Origin of the sequence: Azospirillum sp. CT11-132, from assembly GCF_047302835.1 — a bacterium.
In the GTDB taxonomy this organism is placed as follows: domain Bacteria; phylum Pseudomonadota; class Alphaproteobacteria; order Azospirillales; family Azospirillaceae; genus Azospirillum.
The window spans coordinates 1837246-1853790 of sequence record NZ_JBGLZA010000003.1 but is presented as its reverse complement, the minus strand read 5'-3'; the positions used below and the strand labels follow the sequence as shown (position 1 = coordinate 1853790).

The window sequence follows — 16545 nt, the reverse complement described above, 5'->3', positions numbered from 1 at the left end:
CAGAAACGCGGGCATACCCCTTTCGACGATAGCCGTCCGATGGTGGTATGTTTGGAGTTTAGATATTAATGTCGCTCGATTACCGGCACTTTAGAGAAAATCTGCCGGCTTTCGTTCATGTCCTTCCGTTTATGCTGTGCTGCAGTTCTCTAAATTAACCGGCGCTTAACCATAAGTGCGTTAGCGATAGACACGCGGCACGGTGGCGCATCTGGTGTTCCATCCGGTCGGCTTCGCGGAGGAGCCTCGTCTACGCCATGACCCTTCTGGCACGCCTCTTCATCCTGGTCCTGCTTGCGGTGCTTCCGGCGATCGGGATCCAGATCTACAGCGTGCTCGAACAGCGGGCGGAGCGCGAAGCCGATGTCACGCTTCAGGCCGAGCGGCTGCTGCGTCAGGTGGAAAGCGAGCATTTCCGCATCATCGACAGCGCCCGTCTGATGGTCACCGCAATCACCGAGACGCGCTTCCTGCGCCGGGGCGAGATCGAGAACTGCCAGCCCTATCTGGAACGGCTGGCCGTCCGCTCCGCCGATTACCGCACCCTGTCGGTCACCGACGGCGAAGGCCGCATCCTGTGCAGCGCCGATCCGTCGCGCATCGGCGCCTCGCTGGCGGCCCAGCCGCATTTCCGCCGGGCGATGGCCCAGGGGCGCTTTTCCGTCGGCGAATGGACGATCACCCATTCCGGCGACACCGGCGGGGAATTGCCGGTCGCGGCTCCCTATGCCGATTCCGAAGGCCGGCGGGCCGGGGTGGTCGCCCTGTCGCTCGACGTGTCGCGGCTGGCCGCCATGTTCGCCGCCCGCCCGATGCCGGAGAACACCACCCTGACCGTCGCCGACCGGTCCGGCACAATCCTGGTGAAGCTGCCGGGCACCCAGGGCCGCGCCGGCGAACGGCTGCCGGACGGCTATCTGTCGCTGCTGTCGGACAGGGAGGCCGGTGTGGCCATGCTGCCCGGGCTGGACGGCGTGTCGCGCATCCTCGCCTACTCCCCGCCGTCCGCCGGCATCCGCGACCTGTTCATCAGCGTCGGCGTCGACCGCGGTGCCGCCATGGGGGTGGTGGACCGCGCCACCCGCGACGGACTGCTGATGACCCTGTCCGGCTTCCTGGTCGCCGCCGCCGCCGCCTGGATCGGCGGCACCCTGTTCATCCGCCGTCCGGTCGACGCACTGGTCTCGGCCGCCCGCGACTGGAGCGAGGGCAAGACCACCACCCGCGTCAAGCTGTCCGACCGTTCGTCGGAGATCGGCCAGCTCGGCCACGCCTTCGACACGATGGCCGACCGGCTGGAGGCGCGGGAAGCCGCGCTGCGCCAGTCGGAGAGCCACATCCGCGCCGTGCTGGACGCGCTGCCGGCTTTCGTCGGCGTGCTGACGCCGGACGGGGCGGTGGCCCAGGTCAACCGCGTCGCGGCCGATGCCGCCGGGCTGCCGGCCGCGCGCATCGTCGGCCGTCCCTTCGACGAGATCTGCTGGCTGTCCTTCGACGAGGCCGGACGCGAGCGGCTGCGGCAGGCGCTGGCGCTGGGGGCGGGCGGCCGCTCCTCCCGCTTCGACGCCGGGCTGCGGCTGGCGCTGGGGCGGGAGTCGGCATCGCGGGAGATGGCCCAGCGCGAGATGGTGGTGGACGTCAACCTGACCCCGATGGTCGACGCCGACGGCCATGTCACCCACCTGATCGCGACGGGCATCGACATCACCGAGCGCAAGCGCACCGAGGAGGCGCTGCGCGTGGCCGAGGAGCGGGTGCGCACCGGCCTGCGCAATTCCGGCGTGGTGGTGTTCAACCAGGACCAGGATTTGCGCTACACCTGGGCGCATTCGGAGTGGCTCGGCGTCGCTCCCGACGCGCTGATCGGCCGCACCGACACCGACCTGACCGACCATGGCGAGGATGCCGACGGCATCATGGCGCTGAAGCGCCGCGTCATGGAGAGCGGTGTTGGCGCTCGGGAAGAGGTGCGCATCCGCTGCAAGGGCGAGGACCGCTTCTTCGACCTGACCGTCGATCCGCTGCGCGACCCCTCCGGCCGTGTGGAGGGCGTCACCTGCGCCGCCGTCGAGGTCACCGACCGCAAGAAGGCCGAGGCCGAACTGCGCCGTGCGCGGGAGGAGGCGGATCAGGCCAACGAGGGCAAGTCGAAGTTCCTCGCCGCCGCCAGCCACGACCTGCGCCAGCCGGTGCAGTCGCTCTACCTCTTCACCGCGGCGCTGAGCGACCGGCTGCAGGGCAATCCGGCCCTGCCGATCCTCGACAACATCCGCCAGGGGCTGGACACGCTGAAGACCCTGCTGGATGGTCTGCTGGACATGTCGCGGCTGGAATCCGGCAAGATCGTCGCCACCCCGGTCGAGGTGCGGCTGAACCAACTGCTCGGCCGGCTGGTCGCCGAATACGGACCGCGCGCCGCCCAGAAGGGGCTGGAACTGCGCGCCGTGCCGACCCGCGCCTGGGTCCGCACCGATCCGGCCCATCTGGAACGCATCCTGCGCAATCTGGTCGAGAACGCGCTGCGCTACACCACCAAGGGCAAGGTGCTGCTGGGCTGCCGCCGCACCCCGTCCGGCATGCGGGTGGAGGTGTGGGACACCGGCAGCGGCATCCCCGCAGACCGGCTGGAGGACATTTTCGAGGAGTTCACCCAGTTGGGCGAGCGTAGCGAACGCGGCCTCGGCCTTGGGCTGGCGATCGTCAAGCGCCTGTCGCGCCTGCTCGGCCATCCGGTGACGGTGCGCTCGTGGGAGGGCCGGGGCTCGGCCTTCGCGGTCGAGCTGCCGCGGGTGATCCTTGGCACTCCCAAGAGCAATTCCCGGAGCATGCCGCGTCCGGCCGGTGGCACCGCCGTCGCCGCGGCGACGCTGGCGCGCCACTCCGTCGCCAACGATGCCGCGGCCAACGCCGCTGCCAACGACCGCGGGCAGGCGATCAGCGCCATCGCCAACGCCTTCGGCGGCGGGCGGAGCGGCGGCGGGGCCGCGAAGGCGGGAGCGGCGACGATAGCCGCCCCGGCCGCCAACGGGGCCACTGGGGCCAAGGGCATGGTGCTGGTGATCGACGACGAGGCGATCATCCTGCTCGGCCTCAAGGCGATCCTGGAGGGTTGGGGCTATGACGTGCTGACCGCCAAGTCGGGCGATCAGGCGCTGGAACGGCTGCGCGCCGACGGCCGCTGCCCGCAGATCGTGCTGGCCGACTACCAGCTCCAGCAAGGGCGCACCGGTCCGGAGGCGGTGAGTGCCGTTCAGACCATGCTGGGCCAGACGATCCCCGGCATCATCTTGACCGGCGACACCAGCACCGAACGGCAGGAGGAGGCCGAGCGCCGCGGTTTCCGCATCCTGCACAAGCCGGTCTTCCCCAACGACCTGCGCCGCATGATGGCGAGCGCCGGGGCGGCGTGAGGGTAGGGCGGAGGTTGGTCAGCCGGCCTCCGCCACGAAGGCGTCGAAGAACAGCCCGGCGGTCTCCTGATTGGCGTGGCGGCGCGACAGCTGATAGCTCAGTTCGAGGATGTTCGCTTCCGGGACATGGCGCTGCACGAACAGCTTGCGGACCAGCAGCGTCGCAGCCAATTCCTGAATGAGGTGGAAGTGGCTGTTGTCCCAGGCCTCTTCCTTGAAGTGGACGATCTTGAAGCGGCTCAGCCGGAAAGCGAGGACTCCGGCGATCTTGCCGTGACTGACGCCGCGAGACTTGGAGCGCCGGGCAAGCATCGCACGGATATCGATTTCCGCTTCCTTCACGGCGAGCGCCAGTTCACGGTCGCTGTATTCGATGTGCTTTTGCGAAAGACCGAAAACGCCGCAGGCCTTCCATAGGAAGCTTACATACTCGGAGAAGATCCTGGACCAGACATCGTTGGAAAAGGAGAACTCCGGTAACGCTGGATCGCCATCGATCATTCGGTGGGAATCCCCAGCAGCCGCCGATAGGCGTTCACGTCCACATCGTCGTCCTTGGGGGCCTTGCTGACCAGCGCGTCAAGCTCTTCGCTCGTCCGGATGCCGTGGTTCAGGCACACCTCGCCGCGGGTCTCGCGATACTTCATCATCCGTTCAATGGATTCCGCGAGCAGTTGCGGGTTGTCCATGACGTCCTGCAGGTTGGGCATAGTGCGATCAACCCATGTTTGACCGCCCAGATGCAGGTCGGAACCGCATCCAGGGCCGGGTTGGTGATGGCCGTTCGGCCGAAATGCGAAGCGACCGGGAATTCCCGATCGCTCTTCACATTTTCTAGTTTGGCAAGGCGGCACCCGTCAAGGAAGAAGAGAACAGGCGCCGCCCAACCAAGACTCCGGCCCGCGTGACATTCGCTCACGAATAAAATGGCAAATGCCGCGCATGCACGATCACTTCGCCAGATTCCGCAGCACGAAGTTCAGAACGCCGCCATTCCTGTAATACTCCACCTCGTCCAGCGTATCGATGCGCAGCAGCAGCGGGTAGGTCTCCACAGTGCCGCTGGCGCGGGTCAGGGTCAGGGTGACGTCCTTGCGCGGGCGCAGGTCCTGTTCGATGCCGGCGATGTCGAAGGTCTCCGACCCGTCCAGCTTCAGGTCGGCGCGGGTGACGCCGTCCTTGAACTGCAGGGGAAGAATGCCCATCCCGACGAGGTTGGAGCGGTGGATGCGCTCGAAGCTCTCGGCGATCACCGCGCGGATGCCCAACAGGCGGGTGCCCTTCGCCGCCCAGTCGCGGCTCGACCCCGTGCCGTATTCCTTGCCGGCGACCACCACCAGCGGCACGCCCTCGTCGGCGTAGCGCATGGCGGCGGTGTAGATCGGCAGCCGCTCGCCCGACGGGTAGTGCTTGGTCTCGCCGCCTTCGACGCCGGGGATCAGTTCGTTGCGGATGCGGATGTTGGCGAAGGTGCCGCGCATCATGACTTCATGGTTGCCGCGGCGGGCGCCGTAGCTGTTGAAGTCCTGCGGACGGACCTGATAGCTCAGCAGATACTCGCCGGCCGGGCTGGTCTTCTTGATCGAGCCGGCGGGGGAGATGTGGTCGGTGGTGATCGAATCGCCCAGCACCGCCAGCGCCCGCGCGCCGCGCACGTCCGACACCGGGTCCGGCGTCTTGGTCAGGCCGCTGAAGAAGGGCGGCAGCTTCACATAGGTGGAGCCTTCCTGCCACTGGTAGGTCTGGCCCTCCGCCGTGGCGATGGCCTGCCACTGTTCCGGGCCCTTGAAGACGTCGGAATAGCGGCTGCGGAACATCTCGGCGGTCAGCGAGGCGTCGATGGCGTCCTGCACCTCGCGGTTGCTCGGCCAGATGTCCTTCAGATAGACCGGGCCGTCGGTGCCCTCACCGATGGGGTCCTTGGTCAGGTCGATGTTCAGGTTGCCGGCCAGCGCATAGGCGACGCACAGCGGCGGCGAGGCCAGATAGTTGGCGCGGGTGTGCGGGTTGACGCGGCCCTCGAAGTTGCGGTTGCCCGACAACACGGCGCCGACCACGAGGTTGCCTTCCTCCACCGCCGCGGCGATCGGCTCCGGCAGCGGGCCGGAATTGCCGATGCAGGTGGTGCAGCCATAACCGACGATGTTGAAGCCGATGCGGTCCAGATAGGGCTGCAGCCCGGCCTTGGCGAGATAGTCGGTGACCACCTGCGATCCCGGCGCCAGCGAGGTCTTCACCCAAGGCTTCTGCTTCAGCCCCTTTTCCACCGCCTTCTTGGCCAGCAGGCCGGCTGCGACCAGCACCGCCGGGTTGGAGGTGTTGGTGCACGACGTGATGGCGGCGATGACGACGGCGCCCTGTTCCAGGCTGTAGTCGGTGCCCTTCACCGGAACCGCCTTCTTGGGATCGTCGGCCTTGTAGGCCTCGGTCATGTCCTTGGCGAAGCCCTGGGCGATGCCCGACAGGGCGACGCGGTCCTGCGGGCGCTTCGGCCCGGCCAGCGACGGCTCCACCGTGGCCATGTCCAGTTCCAGCACCTCGGTGAAGACCGGGTCGGGGCTGCCCGGCTCACGCCACATGCCCTGGGCCTTGGCATAAGCCTCGACCAGCGCCACGCGGTCGGGATCGCGGCCGGTGAAGGTCAGGTAGCGGATGGTCTCGGCGTCGATCGGGAAGATGCCGCAGGTGGCGCCATATTCCGGCGCCATGTTGCCGATGGTGGCGCGGTCGGGCAGCGTCATGCTGTCCAGCCCCGGACCGAAGAACTCCACGAACTTGCCGACCACGCCCTTCTTGCGCAGCATCTGGGTGACGGTCAGCACGAGGTCGGTGGCGGTCATCCCCTCCTTCATCCGGCCGGTCAGCTTGAAGCCGACGACCTCCGGAATCAGCATGGAGATCGGCTGGCCCAGCATCGCGGCCTCCGCCTCGATGCCGCCGACGCCCCAGCCCAGCACGGACAGGCCGTTGACCATGGTGGTGTGGCTGTCGGTACCGACCAGCGTGTCGGGATAGGCGACCGGCTTGCCCGACGGGTCGTTGTCGGCCCACACCACCTGCGCCAGGTATTCGGTGTTGACCTGATGGCAGATGCCGGTGCCCGGCGGCACGACGCGGAAATTGTCGAAGGCCTTCTGGCCCCAGCGCAGGAAGGCGTAGCGTTCCAGGTTGCGCTCGAACTCCAGGTCGACGTTCTTCTGGAAGGCGTCGTTGCCGCCGAAATAGTCGACCATCACCGAATGGTCGATGACGAGGTCGACCGGCACCAGCGGGTTGATCCTCGTCGGGTCGCCGCCCAGCGACGCCATCGCCTCGCGCATCGCCGCCAGATCGCAGACCGCCGGCACGCCGGTGAAGTCCTGCATCAGCACGCGCGCCGGGCGATAGGCGATTTCACGATCGGACCGCTTGTCGACCAGCCACTGGGCGACCGCCTTCACGTCGTCGACGGAGACGGTGCGCCCGTCCTCGAACCGCAGCAGGTTTTCCAGCAGCACCTTCATGGAGAACGGCAGCCGCGACAGATCGCCGAGACCCGCCTGTTCGGCGGCCTTCAGGCTGAAATAGTCGTAGCTCTTGCCGCCGGCGGTGAGGGAGCGACGGGTCTTGAGCGAATCCTGACCGGTGAAGGTGGTCACGGGAAGCCTCCTTGGCGTTTGGGTCGGGCGTGCGCCTTGGTCGGCGCTTGGGAGAGCGCTTCGGTTACGGTCCAGGTGATGACGGTCCAAAGGACGATCGGTCAAATGACCCTAAAGATCGTCCGAAAGACTGGGGCAGCCGCGCGGGCGCCCCTACATCATGCAGGCAAGATGTAGGGTGAAGCCCCGGCAGATCAAACGCATGACTCCAAGAAAGCGCCAGCATGGGCGTGGTTGACGGATGCCATGCCGTCAGCTCCCTGACGGGCGGCGACGGGGCTGTCCCCATCCATCATCCTATGACGTCTCTGCGGACTCGTTCTTTACTCATATGAACATTGAGCGCATCACGCCGGCTTCATCGCCACATAGCGGACGAAGCGCAGGCCGCTGCCCAGCACGCGCAGCCGAGCCCACCACAGCGCAAGCTCCCGCTTCAGCGCCGCCAGCACCGGTGCCGGCGGGGGTACGGCGTTCGCCAGCGTGTCGGCCAGCGTCCGCACCCGGTCGATGATGTGGCGGCGGTGCAGCTGGGTCAGGTCCTCCGAAATGCGGAGGTCGAGGTTGCGCTGGGTCAGCTCGTCGGCCATGCGGGTGGCGGTCCAGGGATAGACCTCCATCGGCTCCTCCTCCCGCCAGCTGTTCCAGGCGTCCCAGGAACCGGGAGTGCCGTCGATCACGTAATCGAACAGGGCGATGCCGCCCTTGGGCTTCACGCAGTCGCCGACGCGGTCCAGGAACAGCTCCTTGTCGCGCAGCCGGTGGACGATGCGGTCGGCCATCACGAGGTCGAAGCTGCCGGCCTGGTTGAAATGCTCCGGGTCGTACTGGGCGACCGGCGCCTTCTTCGACAGGCCCAGAGCCTTCGACCGGTCCATCGCCAGCTTCGCCAGCAGCGGCGACGGCTCCAGCCCGGTAACCCAGGTGTCGCAACTCTCAACCAGCGCGCGGGCGGTGCCGCCGAGGCCGGCCGACAGGTCCAGCACGCTCTTGGCAGGGTTGAGCCCGAAGGAGCGGACGGAGTCGACCATCCACGCCGCCTCTTCCGGCCCGGTCATGTCCTGGCCCCACAGAAGCTGCGCCCCCTCGCTGCGCGCTGGCGACCAGACGGGTTCGCCGTGACGGTCGAGCTGCATCAGCGCCAGCCGGTCCAGCTCCGGATTGCCGTCGGCCGCCGCCGGGCCGGACGATGCCGCAGGCAGGGTGGCGCTGCCGACCGCCTCCACTGGTCCGGGATGGCGCCGCTCCGCCAAGTTACACAGGTCAGCCCGGTGCGAAACGCGGGGCAGCCGGGATAGGTCATAACCCTCCCACCAGGCGGCCAAACGGATGCGCCAGTCGGGGTTACGCCACCGCTCCAAATCCTGCGGACTGATCTGCGGAACCACGCATCTGCCCTTTCCAGGTCGTTGGGCGGAACATCAATCCAACCCTTGTGGGGTGTGACATAGGCATTCGACGCTGTGATTTAGAAGTAGGTGCGACGCATTTGTCTGTCAAGAAACCATTATTTAACGATTTCGACTTCGTTTTCCTCAATTGTTGGAAAATTTTACCGGTTTTTGTCTGTAGGCCTGCTGTGTGCGGGCATTGCGGCAGAGGGGCTGTCTCACTATACTCCGGCCGCAACCGACGGAGGGGGCTTCGCGTGCCGATCGAATCCGGTGAGTCCACCGGCAATCCCTGGACCGTGCTGACCAGCACGACGAAATACGAAAACGCCTGGATGGAGGTGGTCGAACACAAGGTTCTGACCCCGAAGGGCGCCCCGGGAATCTACGGCGTCGTCCATCCCCGCAGCATCGCCACCGGCGTCGTGCCGATCCACGACGACGGGACGGTGACGCTGGTCGGCCAGTACCGCTTCCCGTTGAAGCAATACAGCTGGGAAATCCCCGAGGGCGGCGGGCGCAAGGGGTTGGAGCCGCAGGAATCCGCGGCGCGCGAACTGCGCGAGGAGACCGGCCTGACGGCGCGGCGCTGGATGCCGTTGATGAAGCTGCACCTGTCCAACTGCATCACCGACGAGGTGGCTTATACTTTCGTCGCCTGGGGCCTGGAGCAGGGCGAGTCCGCTCCCGACGAGACCGAGGTTCTGGCGGTGCGCCGCCTGCCTTTCGCCGAGGTGATCGACATGGTGCTGGACGGCGCCATCACCGACGCCATGGCGGTCGCCAGCCTGCTGAAACTGCGGGTCCTGGCGGCGGAAGACGGGCTGCCCGAGGATCTCGCAAGCATTCTGCGCCTGTGACCTGCTTGCTTATCGGATCTCAATGACCGTCATTTCCGGCCACGCCGTCGCCATCGATTTCGAAACCGCCAACGAGACCCGCACCAGCGCCTGCTCCATCGGCGTCGCCTGGATCGAGGACGGCCGTGTGACCAGGACGGAGGAGCATCTGATCCGCCCGCGCGAGATGCGCTTCAACTCCTTCAACAGCGCCATCCACGGCATCCGGGAGGAGGACGTCGCTGACGCCCCGGAATTCCCGGAGGTGTGGGCGACCTTGCGCGAACGGGTGCAGGGCCGGCTGATCCTGGCCCACAATGCCGCCTTCGACATCAGCGTGCTGCGCCACACCCTGACCGACTATGGTCTGGACTGGCCGGCCTGCGACTATCTCTGCACCGTCGTGATGGCGCGGCGTGCCTGGCCGACGCTGACGGCGCACCGGCTGAACCATCTGGCCGACTTCCTGGGGATCGCGCTGGACCACCACCATGCCGGCAGCGACGCCGAGGCCTGCGGTCGCATCGCGCTGGCTGCCGCGGCGGAGATGGGGCTGCGCGGCTTCGGTGAGATTTCCCGCACGGGGATCAATCCGGGCCGCATCGCCCCCGGCGGCTATTCCCCCTGCAAAGGCGGCAAGGCGCCGCCCCGGCGTCCGCGCGTGGTGGTGTGAACGGTCGGCATCAGCCGGCGCTTTCCCGCTGCCGTTCCCTGCGCTAGGCTCCCGCTCCACCGTATGAAGGAGCGAGCCGCATGCTGTTCATGTTCCATTGCGTCGACAAGGCGGGTGCCGCCGATATCCGCGCCGCCAACCGTGCCGAGCATCTGGCCTATCTGGAGGCCAACGCCGACCGCATCTTCGTCGCCGGCCCGCTGCTGTCGGACGACCAGAGCGGCATGGTCGGCAGCCTGCTGATCGTCGAGTGCGCCGATGCCGCCGCCGCGCAAGCCTTCGCCGCCAGCGACCCCTATGCCAAGGCCGGCCTGTTCGACAGCGTGACGATCCGGCCCTGGCGCCGCGTCTACCCCAAGGCCTGAGCGGGAGAGCGCCGGCGATGGCCTACTGGCTGGTGAAATCCGAGCCGTTCAAATATTCCTGGGACCGCATGGTCGCCGATGGCCGGACCCATTGGGACGGGGTGCGCAATTACCAGGCGTCCAACAATCTGAAGGCGATGGAGGTGGGCGACCGCGCCTTCTTCTATCACTCCAACGAAGGGCTGGAGATCGTCGGCATCGTCGAGATCGTCCGCACCTATTACCCGGACCCCAGCGACGAGTCCGGCCGCTTCGGCATGGTCGACGTCGCCCCGGTGATGCCGGTGAAGACGCCCGTCACGTTGAAGCAGATCAAGGCCGACCCGTTGCTGCAGTCGATGGCCCTGGTCCGCCAGTCCCGCCTGTCGGTCTGCCCGGTCAGCGAGGAGGAATGGGCCCGCGTGTGCGATCTGGCGGGGGTCGGAGTGCCGGCTTGAGGGGGGATGGGGTGAGGTAATACTTGCCCCCACCCGTCACGTACTTAAAAAGACCTACTCCGCCGCGTCCTGCATCGCCGCGCGGAAGTCGTTGGTCGCCTGCAGCATGCGCCGGGCGATGTCGGCCATGCCGGCGGCTGAGGTGGCGGTGAGGGGCGCGCCCAGGGCGCGCAGCGTGGCGTCGATGGCCGTCAGGCTGGTGCGGTCGGCCAGACCGGTCAGGCGGCCGGCGGTGTCGCCCGCTTCGGGAAGATCGTCCGCGTTGGTGGTGCTGGCCATTGCGATCCTTGCCGCCGATGATCGTTACCGTGATGCAGCAACTCTATAGCTGTCAGTCGGTTAAGGTCGGGTTAAGCAAGGGACTGTTCGTTACAGGGCCGACACGGCGCATGCTGCACCGCGGCGCGGCGGATGGTCGCGGCACGCGGTCGCCCATGTTTCGGACCCGAACGGCGCCGAAACCTGCGTGCCTTGGTATGCTTGAGGAAGAAACAGTCTCGCGCTGCAAAATCAGCGACACAATCCTCCTTTGGTCGGGGGGCCTGCGGGGGCCGATTTGCTTGTTCGTCCCGCAACTTGTGTGGATAATGCCGCTCAATTCCGGGCGGCGGCCCGCCGCCCTGCAACATCTTCCGGCCAATTCGGAAGCACCACGGGGGAATCGCACTCATGACCGACAACAGCTTCTTTCCGGTGAAGCCCGAGATCGCGGCGACCGCCCACGTGAATGCGGAAGCCTATGCCCGCATGTACGAGCAGTCGGTCAAGGACCCCGAGGCATTCTGGGGCGAGCAGGGCAAGCGGCTCGACTGGATCAAGCCCTACAGCAAGGTGAAGGATGTCAACTTCAACGACGACGTCCACATCCGCTGGTTCCACGACGGCACGCTGAACGTTTCCGCCAACTGCATCGACCGTCATCTGGCGACCCGCGGCGACCAGACCGCGATCCTGTTCGAAGGCGATGACCCCGGCGTTTCCAAGGCCATCACCTATAAGGAGCTGCACGAGAAGGTCTCGCGCCTCGCCAACGTTCTGAAGAAGAACGGCGTCAAGAAGGGCGACCGCGTCACCATCTACCTGCCGATGATCCCGGAGGCCGCCTATGCGATGCTGGCCTGCACCCGCATCGGCGCCATCCACTCCATCGTCTTCGGCGGCTTCTCGCCCGACAGCCTGAAGGACCGCATCGTCGACTGCGATAGCCACTTCGTCATCACCTCCGACGAGGGCCTGCGCGGCGGCCGCAAGGTGCCGCTGAAGGCCAACGCCGACAAGGCGGTGGCCGGCGCGCCGATGGTCAAGCATGTGCTGGTCGTCAAGCACACCGGCGGCGACGTCGCCTGGACCGAGGGCCGCGACCTCTGGTACCACGAGGAGATGGACAGCGTCTCCGCCGACTGCCCGCCGGAGGAGATGAGCGCCGAGGATCCGCTGTTCATCCTCTACACCTCCGGGTCGACCGGCAAGCCGAAGGGCGTGCTCCACACCACCGGCGGCTATCTCGTCTATGCGTCGATGACCCACCAGTATGTCTTCGACTATAAGGACGGCGAGGTTTACTGGTGCACGGCCGACGTGGGTTGGGTCACCGGCCACAGCTACATCGTCTATGGCCCGCTCGCCAACGGCGCGACCACGCTGATGTTCGAAGGCGTGCCGACCTATCCGGACGTCTCGCGCTTCTGGCAGGTCATCGACAAGCACAAGGTCAACATCTTCTACACCGCGCCGACCGCCATCCGCTCGCTGATGCGCGAAGGCGAAGGCCCGGTGAAGAAGACCTCGCGCGCCTCGCTCCGCGTCCTGGGTTCGGTCGGCGAGCCGATCAATCCGGAAGCGTGGCTGTGGTATTACAATGTGGTCGGCGATGCCCGCTGCCCGATCGTCGACACCTGGTGGCAGACGGAGACCGGCGGCATCCTGATCACCCCGCTGGTCGGCGCCATCGGCCAGAAGCCGGGTTCGGCGACCAAGCCGTTCTTCGGCGTCCAGCCGGTCGTCGTCGACAACGAAGGCCAGATCCTGGAAGGCGAGACCGAGGGCAACCTCTGCATCGCCGATGCCTGGCCGGGCATGATGCGCACGGTCTACGGCGACCACGAGCGCTTCGTCCAGACCTACTTCTCGACCTTCCCGGGCAAGTACTTCACCGGTGACGGCTGCCGCCGCGACGCCGACGGCTATTACTGGATCACTGGCCGCGTCGACGACGTCATCAACGTCTCCGGCCACCGCATGGGCACCGCCGAGGTCGAAAGCGCCCTGGTCGCCCACCCGAAGGTCGCCGAGGCCGCGGTCGTCGGCTATCCGCACGACCTGAAGGGCCAGGGCATCTACGCCTACGTCACCCTGAACGCCGGCGAGACCCCGACGGAAGAGCTGCGCAAGGAACTGGTCGCCTGGGTCCGCAAGGAGATCGGCCCGATCGCCTCGCCCGACCTGATCCAGTGGGCCCCTGGCCTGCCGAAGACCCGCTCCGGCAAGATCATGCGCCGCATCCTGCGCAAGATCGCCGCGAACGAGCATGACAGCCTGGGTGACACCTCGACGCTCGCCGATCCGGGTGTCGTGACCGACCTGATCGACAACCGCATGAACAACGGTTGATCGGCGGTAGGTTGATGGGAAGGGGGGCGCTCTGGTGGGGCGCCCCTTTTTCTATTGGAGTTGTTGGCTTTTTGCCCCGTCACTAACCCTCCCCCACCTTCGGTGGGAGAGGGAACTCCGCCGCTCTCGCACTTAACTCCCTCTCCCGCGTTAGCGGGGGAGGGTTGGGGAGGGGGCAATCGCCAGCCGACGACTCCCCAAACCGCGAACCCCCTCAGCCCTCCGGCAGCAACAGCGGGGCGGCGGGGGAGATGGCGAAGGAGGTGGGGGAGGGATGGCGTTCGGCGATCCGTTTCCGTGCGTCCTCCGCGCTCTCGGCGGCGACGGCATAGGTTCGCACGCCCGTCCAAGGGGCGGTGGCGTCGAGCGCTTCCACCGCGACATACCACAGCGGACCGCCGGAGCGGGCGACGCGGTCGACGCAGTGGAACTCCATCGGCGCCAGGGCGGCATCGTCGGTCACGGCGGACTGCAGGGACAGGATCTCGCCCTCGACCTCCGCCACCTCGCGGCGCAGGCCGGCCAGCGTTTCCTCCGCCTCCACCCGGCGGACGGCGGCGAGCTTGGCGTAATTGGCGTAGACGTCCAGCCGTTCCTTCAGGGCGGCAAGTTTCTCCGATTGGCGGCGGGCGCGGATGCCGAGGATCCGTTCCCCCAGCATGCCGACGCCAAGACTGGTGACCGCCCCCAGCAGCCAGACGATGGTCATGGCGCGACAGCTCCGGCCGCAGCCTCTTCGTCCACACCCTCGCTGGAAACGGTCACGCCCACCCCGTCATGGAAGATGTTGCGGGTCAGCATCTGGGCGGCGGCGAAATCGCCGGCCCAGACCTGCGCCTCGTTCTCGAAGCGCCAGATGGCGGGATGGACCACCGCCTTGGCATCGGGGCGTGCGGTGAAGCCGGGCGCCATCGCCAGGCGGAAGACGAAGCGGTTGCGTCCCGCTTCCGGCCGGCCGATCTCGTGGATGAAGCGGCGCTCGGTGGCGGCGCGCTTGCCGCCGCGGCGGTTGAGGATCAGTTTTTCGGTCGACAGCTCGACCAGCTTCGCCTTCATCGCCCCGATCTCTGCCTGCATGGCTTCAAGCTCGTTGGCCTGGCCTTCCAGGGAATCGCGTTCGGCGGCCAGGGTGGCGCCGCAGCGGCGGATCTGCCGGTCGGCCCGCAGGATCAAGGCATGGCGGATGCCCAGGAACAACAGAGTGGCGCCGATGCAGAACAGCGCCAGCAGCATCTCCGACGTCATAGGCGCCCGCTCCGCAAACCTTCCGGCAAGTTGAGTGAGTTGTAGCGCAATCCGTGCGGACACGCATCACAAGCAAGTGCTTCGCGGCCACGAAAAACGGCGCCCCGAAGGGCGCCGTCATTCCGTACACCAGCGAAGGTGAGGATCACTTCCGCGCGGCGATGGCGGATTGAGCTGCCTTCACCAGATCGGGGCCGATCTGCTTGGTCCATTTGTCGAAGACCGGCTGGGTGGCGGTCTGGAAGGCCTTCTGCTCCTCCGGCGTCAGGCGCACCACCTCGACGCCCTGGGCGGTGATCTCCTTCAGCAGGCTGTCGTCCTCGGCGGTGATGCCCTTGCGGGAGAGTGCCACCTCTTCCGCCGCGGCCTGCACGGCGGCGGCGCGCACCGCCTCCTGGTCTTCCTTCGACCAGCTGGCCCAGACGTCCTTGTTGACGACGAAGATCAGCGGGTCGGCGACATAGCCCCACAGGGTCAGGTTCTTCTGCCCCAGCGTGGCGAGCTTGGCGGCGACGAAGATGGCCAGCGGGTTCTCCTGCCCATCGACGGCGCCGGTGGACAGCGCCGGCTGCGCGTCGGCCCAGCTCATCTGAGTCGGGTTGGCGCCCAGCGCGGTGAAGGTGTCGAGATAGAGCGGAGAGCCGACGACGCGGATCTTCATCCCCTTCAGGTCGGCCGGCTTGCGGATCGGGTGCTTGGAGTTGGAGATCTCGCGGAAGCCGTTCTCGCCCCAGGCCAGCGGCACCACGTCCTTGGTGGCGAGCAGGTCGAACAGCGTCTTGCCCACCTCGCCCTGGGTCAGGGCGTCCAGCGCCTTGTGGTCCGGCATCAGGAAGGGCAGGGAGAAGAGGTTCAGCTCCTTCACCTGCGGCGACCAGTTGATGGTGGAGCCGACCGCCATGTCGATGGTGCCCTGGCGGAGCGCGGTGAATTCCTTGGTCTGGTCGCCGTTCACCAGCGAAGTGCCGGGATACATCTTGATGTTGATGCGGCCGCCGGTCTTCTCCTTGACCAGTTCGGCCCAGCGGTCGCCGCCGACACCCCAGGGGAAGGGCTTGCCCAGAACGGTGGAAAGCTTGTACTCCGCCTTGTAGTCGGCAGCGTTCGCCGCACCGGCAACCAAGGCCGGAACCGTCAGCGCGGCCAGCGCGATGCCGGCGAGCAGAGCCTTCAGCGATTTCATGCTTGTTTCCTCCCAAGCGCCCTATACGAAAGATACGGACCGGGATCGTACAGATGCACGCAGGACTGTTCCACGAGCAATTTGACACGACCGTCCGCGGTCCGAACAATGCGGCCATGCGGCTCGGCCTGCTGTTCGGAGCTTGCGTCTGGCTGGTCCTGCCGGTCGGGGCGGTCGCCCAGGGGTTGCCGAACCCGGCGATGCCGATGGGGCCGAATCCCAGCGAGTGCGAGATTCAGGCGGCGCTGCTCGGCACCACCGGCCCCAATTGCCCGCCGGTGGCGATGCAGCGTCCCGCCGCCCCGCCGCCGGCCACTCCCCCGGCTTCACCTCCGACCGGGCGGCCGGCGCCGGTGACGGTGCCGCCTCTGCCCGGGCCGGCGGCGATGCCGGCGCCGGAACTGCGCGCCGCCTTCCGGGTGGAGTTCGATTTCAACTCCGCCGTCATCCGGCCGGAATCACGGGCGATCCTCGACAAGGTGGCAACGGTGATGGCGGCGGCCGGCAACACCCGCTTCCGCATCGTCGGCCACACCGACGCCGTCGGCAGCGACGCGGCGAACCTTGCCCTGTCCAAGAAGCGGGCGGCGGCGGTGGTCGAATATCTGGTGTCCAAGCACCACATCCGCCGCGACCGGCTGGAGGCATCGGGCATGGGCGCGCGGGAACTGCTGCTGCCCGATCAGCCGAAAGCGGCGGCCAACCGGCGGGTGGAGATCGTCAATCTGGGCGGCTGATTTTTCTTACCCCCGTT

15 protein-coding genes are annotated in these 16545 nt (G+C 67.0%); 7 read left to right on the top strand and 8 right to left on the bottom strand.

The features are described 5' to 3' along the window. Nucleotides 1–257 precede the first annotated feature (257 nt). Nucleotides 258–3410 (top strand): PAS domain-containing protein, encoded by a 3153-nt coding sequence (locus ACCD06_RS14570; protein WP_413341448.1) that lies wholly within the window; start codon nt 258–260, stop codon nt 3408–3410. Nucleotides 3411–3428: 18 nt separating this feature from the next. Here the strand turns inward: ACCD06_RS14570 and ACCD06_RS14565 are convergent, their stop codons facing one another. The 4 genes from ACCD06_RS14565 to ACCD06_RS14550 form a co-directional block, all read right to left on the bottom strand. Further along, complete coding sequence (locus tag ACCD06_RS14565) at nt 3429–3911, bottom strand: hypothetical protein (RefSeq protein WP_109156981.1); 483 nt, start codon at nt 3909–3911, stop codon at nt 3429–3431. Then, nucleotides 3908–4120: a hypothetical protein gene (locus tag ACCD06_RS14560; protein WP_109156982.1), complete on the bottom strand. Its 213-nt coding sequence runs from the start codon at nt 4118–4120 to the stop codon at nt 3908–3910. Before ACCD06_RS14560 ends, ACCD06_RS14565 begins: the two co-directional genes overlap by 4 nt. Before the next feature lie 240 nt (nt 4121–4360). Further along, nucleotides 4361–7048, bottom strand: coding sequence for an aconitate hydratase AcnA (gene acnA / locus ACCD06_RS14555; protein ID WP_413341446.1), 2688 nt, complete (start codon nt 7046–7048; stop codon nt 4361–4363). A gap of 347 nt (nt 7049–7395) precedes the next feature. Continuing rightward, the gene (locus ACCD06_RS14550; RefSeq protein ID WP_413341444.1) at nt 7396–8436 is read right to left on the bottom strand and encodes a class I SAM-dependent methyltransferase; all 1041 of its coding nucleotides are present in this window, start codon (nt 8434–8436) and stop codon (nt 7396–7398) included. 260 nt (nt 8437–8696) lie between these two features. Here ACCD06_RS14550 and ACCD06_RS14545 point away from each other — a divergent pair, with 260 nt between their 5' ends. From ACCD06_RS14545 to ACCD06_RS14530, 4 genes are all read left to right on the top strand, one after another. Further along, nucleotides 8697–9299, top strand: a complete 603-nt coding sequence (locus ACCD06_RS14545) for an NUDIX domain-containing protein (protein ID WP_109154464.1) — start codon at nt 8697–8699, stop codon at nt 9297–9299. Nucleotides 9300–9321: 22 nt separating this feature from the next. Then, the gene (locus tag ACCD06_RS14540; protein WP_109156985.1) at nt 9322–9951 is read left to right on the top strand and encodes a 3'-5' exonuclease; all 630 of its coding nucleotides are present in this window, start codon (nt 9322–9324) and stop codon (nt 9949–9951) included. An 80-nt stretch (nt 9952–10031) separates the two neighbouring features. Then, nucleotides 10032–10316 carry a YciI family protein gene (locus tag ACCD06_RS14535; protein WP_109156986.1) on the top strand — a complete coding sequence of 95 codons (285 nt, stop codon included), beginning with the start codon at nt 10032–10034 and terminating at the stop codon, nt 10314–10316. Nucleotides 10317–10333: 17 nt separating this feature from the next. After that, the gene (locus ACCD06_RS14530; protein ID WP_085090178.1) at nt 10334–10753 is read left to right on the top strand and encodes an EVE domain-containing protein; all 420 of its coding nucleotides are present in this window, start codon (nt 10334–10336) and stop codon (nt 10751–10753) included. Nucleotides 10754–10807: 54 nt separating this feature from the next. On the opposite strand, the gene ACCD06_RS14525 is transcribed toward ACCD06_RS14530, so the two are convergent. Next, nucleotides 10808–11032, bottom strand: a complete 225-nt coding sequence (locus tag ACCD06_RS14525) for a hypothetical protein (protein ID WP_169055017.1) — start codon at nt 11030–11032, stop codon at nt 10808–10810. 390 nt (nt 11033–11422) lie between these two features. Here ACCD06_RS14525 and acs point away from each other — a divergent pair, with 390 nt between their 5' ends. Continuing rightward, complete coding sequence (gene acs / locus ACCD06_RS14520) at nt 11423–13363, top strand: acetate--CoA ligase (protein WP_109156988.1); 1941 nt, start codon at nt 11423–11425, stop codon at nt 13361–13363. A gap of 214 nt (nt 13364–13577) precedes the next feature. On the opposite strand, the gene ACCD06_RS14515 is transcribed toward acs, so the two are convergent. The 3 genes from ACCD06_RS14515 to ACCD06_RS14505 form a co-directional block, all read right to left on the bottom strand. Next, complete coding sequence (locus tag ACCD06_RS14515; protein WP_413341440.1) at nt 13578–14072, bottom strand: hypothetical protein; 495 nt, start codon at nt 14070–14072, stop codon at nt 13578–13580. Continuing rightward, a complete protein-coding gene (locus tag ACCD06_RS14510; RefSeq protein ID WP_413341438.1) occupies nt 14069–14608 on the bottom strand; it encodes a hypothetical protein in 540 nt (179 codons plus the stop codon). The genes ACCD06_RS14515 and ACCD06_RS14510 overlap by 4 nt, the downstream gene beginning before the upstream one ends. A gap of 145 nt (nt 14609–14753) precedes the next feature. Continuing rightward, the gene (locus ACCD06_RS14505; protein WP_109156991.1) at nt 14754–15791 is read right to left on the bottom strand and encodes a DctP family TRAP transporter solute-binding subunit; all 1038 of its coding nucleotides are present in this window, start codon (nt 15789–15791) and stop codon (nt 14754–14756) included. A gap of 53 nt (nt 15792–15844) precedes the next feature. Between ACCD06_RS14505 and ACCD06_RS14500 the strand changes: the two genes are divergently transcribed. After that, on the top strand, nt 15845–16528 hold the full coding sequence (locus ACCD06_RS14500; RefSeq protein WP_413341436.1) for an OmpA family protein: 684 nt from the start codon (nt 15845–15847) through the stop codon (nt 16526–16528). The last annotated feature ends 17 nt before the right edge of the window (nt 16529–16545 follow it).

What these genes read in the sequence shown, in the direction of transcription:
- ACCD06_RS14570 (WP_413341448.1), top strand. Translation starts at nt 258, where the DNA reads ATGACCCTTCTGGCACGCCTCTTCATCCTGGTCCTGCTTGCGGTGCTT.
- ACCD06_RS14565 (WP_109156981.1), bottom strand. Translation starts at nt 3,911, where the DNA reads ATGATCGATGGCGATCCAGCGTTACCGGAGTTCTCCTTTTCCAACGAT.
- ACCD06_RS14560 (WP_109156982.1), bottom strand. Translation starts at nt 4,120, where the DNA reads ATGCCCAACCTGCAGGACGTCATGGACAACCCGCAACTGCTCGCGGAA.
- ACCD06_RS14540 (WP_109156985.1), top strand. Translation starts at nt 9,322, where the DNA reads ATGACCGTCATTTCCGGCCACGCCGTCGCCATCGATTTCGAAACCGCC.
- ACCD06_RS14535 (WP_109156986.1), top strand. Translation starts at nt 10,032, where the DNA reads ATGCTGTTCATGTTCCATTGCGTCGACAAGGCGGGTGCCGCCGATATC.
- ACCD06_RS14530 (WP_085090178.1), top strand. Translation starts at nt 10,334, where the DNA reads ATGGCCTACTGGCTGGTGAAATCCGAGCCGTTCAAATATTCCTGGGAC.
- ACCD06_RS14525 (WP_169055017.1), bottom strand. Translation starts at nt 11,032, where the DNA reads ATGGCCAGCACCACCAACGCGGACGATCTTCCCGAAGCGGGCGACACC.
- acs (WP_109156988.1), top strand. Translation starts at nt 11,423, where the DNA reads ATGACCGACAACAGCTTCTTTCCGGTGAAGCCCGAGATCGCGGCGACC.
- ACCD06_RS14515 (WP_413341440.1), bottom strand. Translation starts at nt 14,072, where the DNA reads ATGACCATCGTCTGGCTGCTGGGGGCGGTCACCAGTCTTGGCGTCGGC.
- ACCD06_RS14510 (WP_413341438.1), bottom strand. Translation starts at nt 14,608, where the DNA reads ATGACGTCGGAGATGCTGCTGGCGCTGTTCTGCATCGGCGCCACTCTG.
- ACCD06_RS14505 (WP_109156991.1), bottom strand. Translation starts at nt 15,791, where the DNA reads ATGAAATCGCTGAAGGCTCTGCTCGCCGGCATCGCGCTGGCCGCGCTG.
- ACCD06_RS14500 (WP_413341436.1), top strand. Translation starts at nt 15,845, where the DNA reads ATGCACGCAGGACTGTTCCACGAGCAATTTGACACGACCGTCCGCGGT.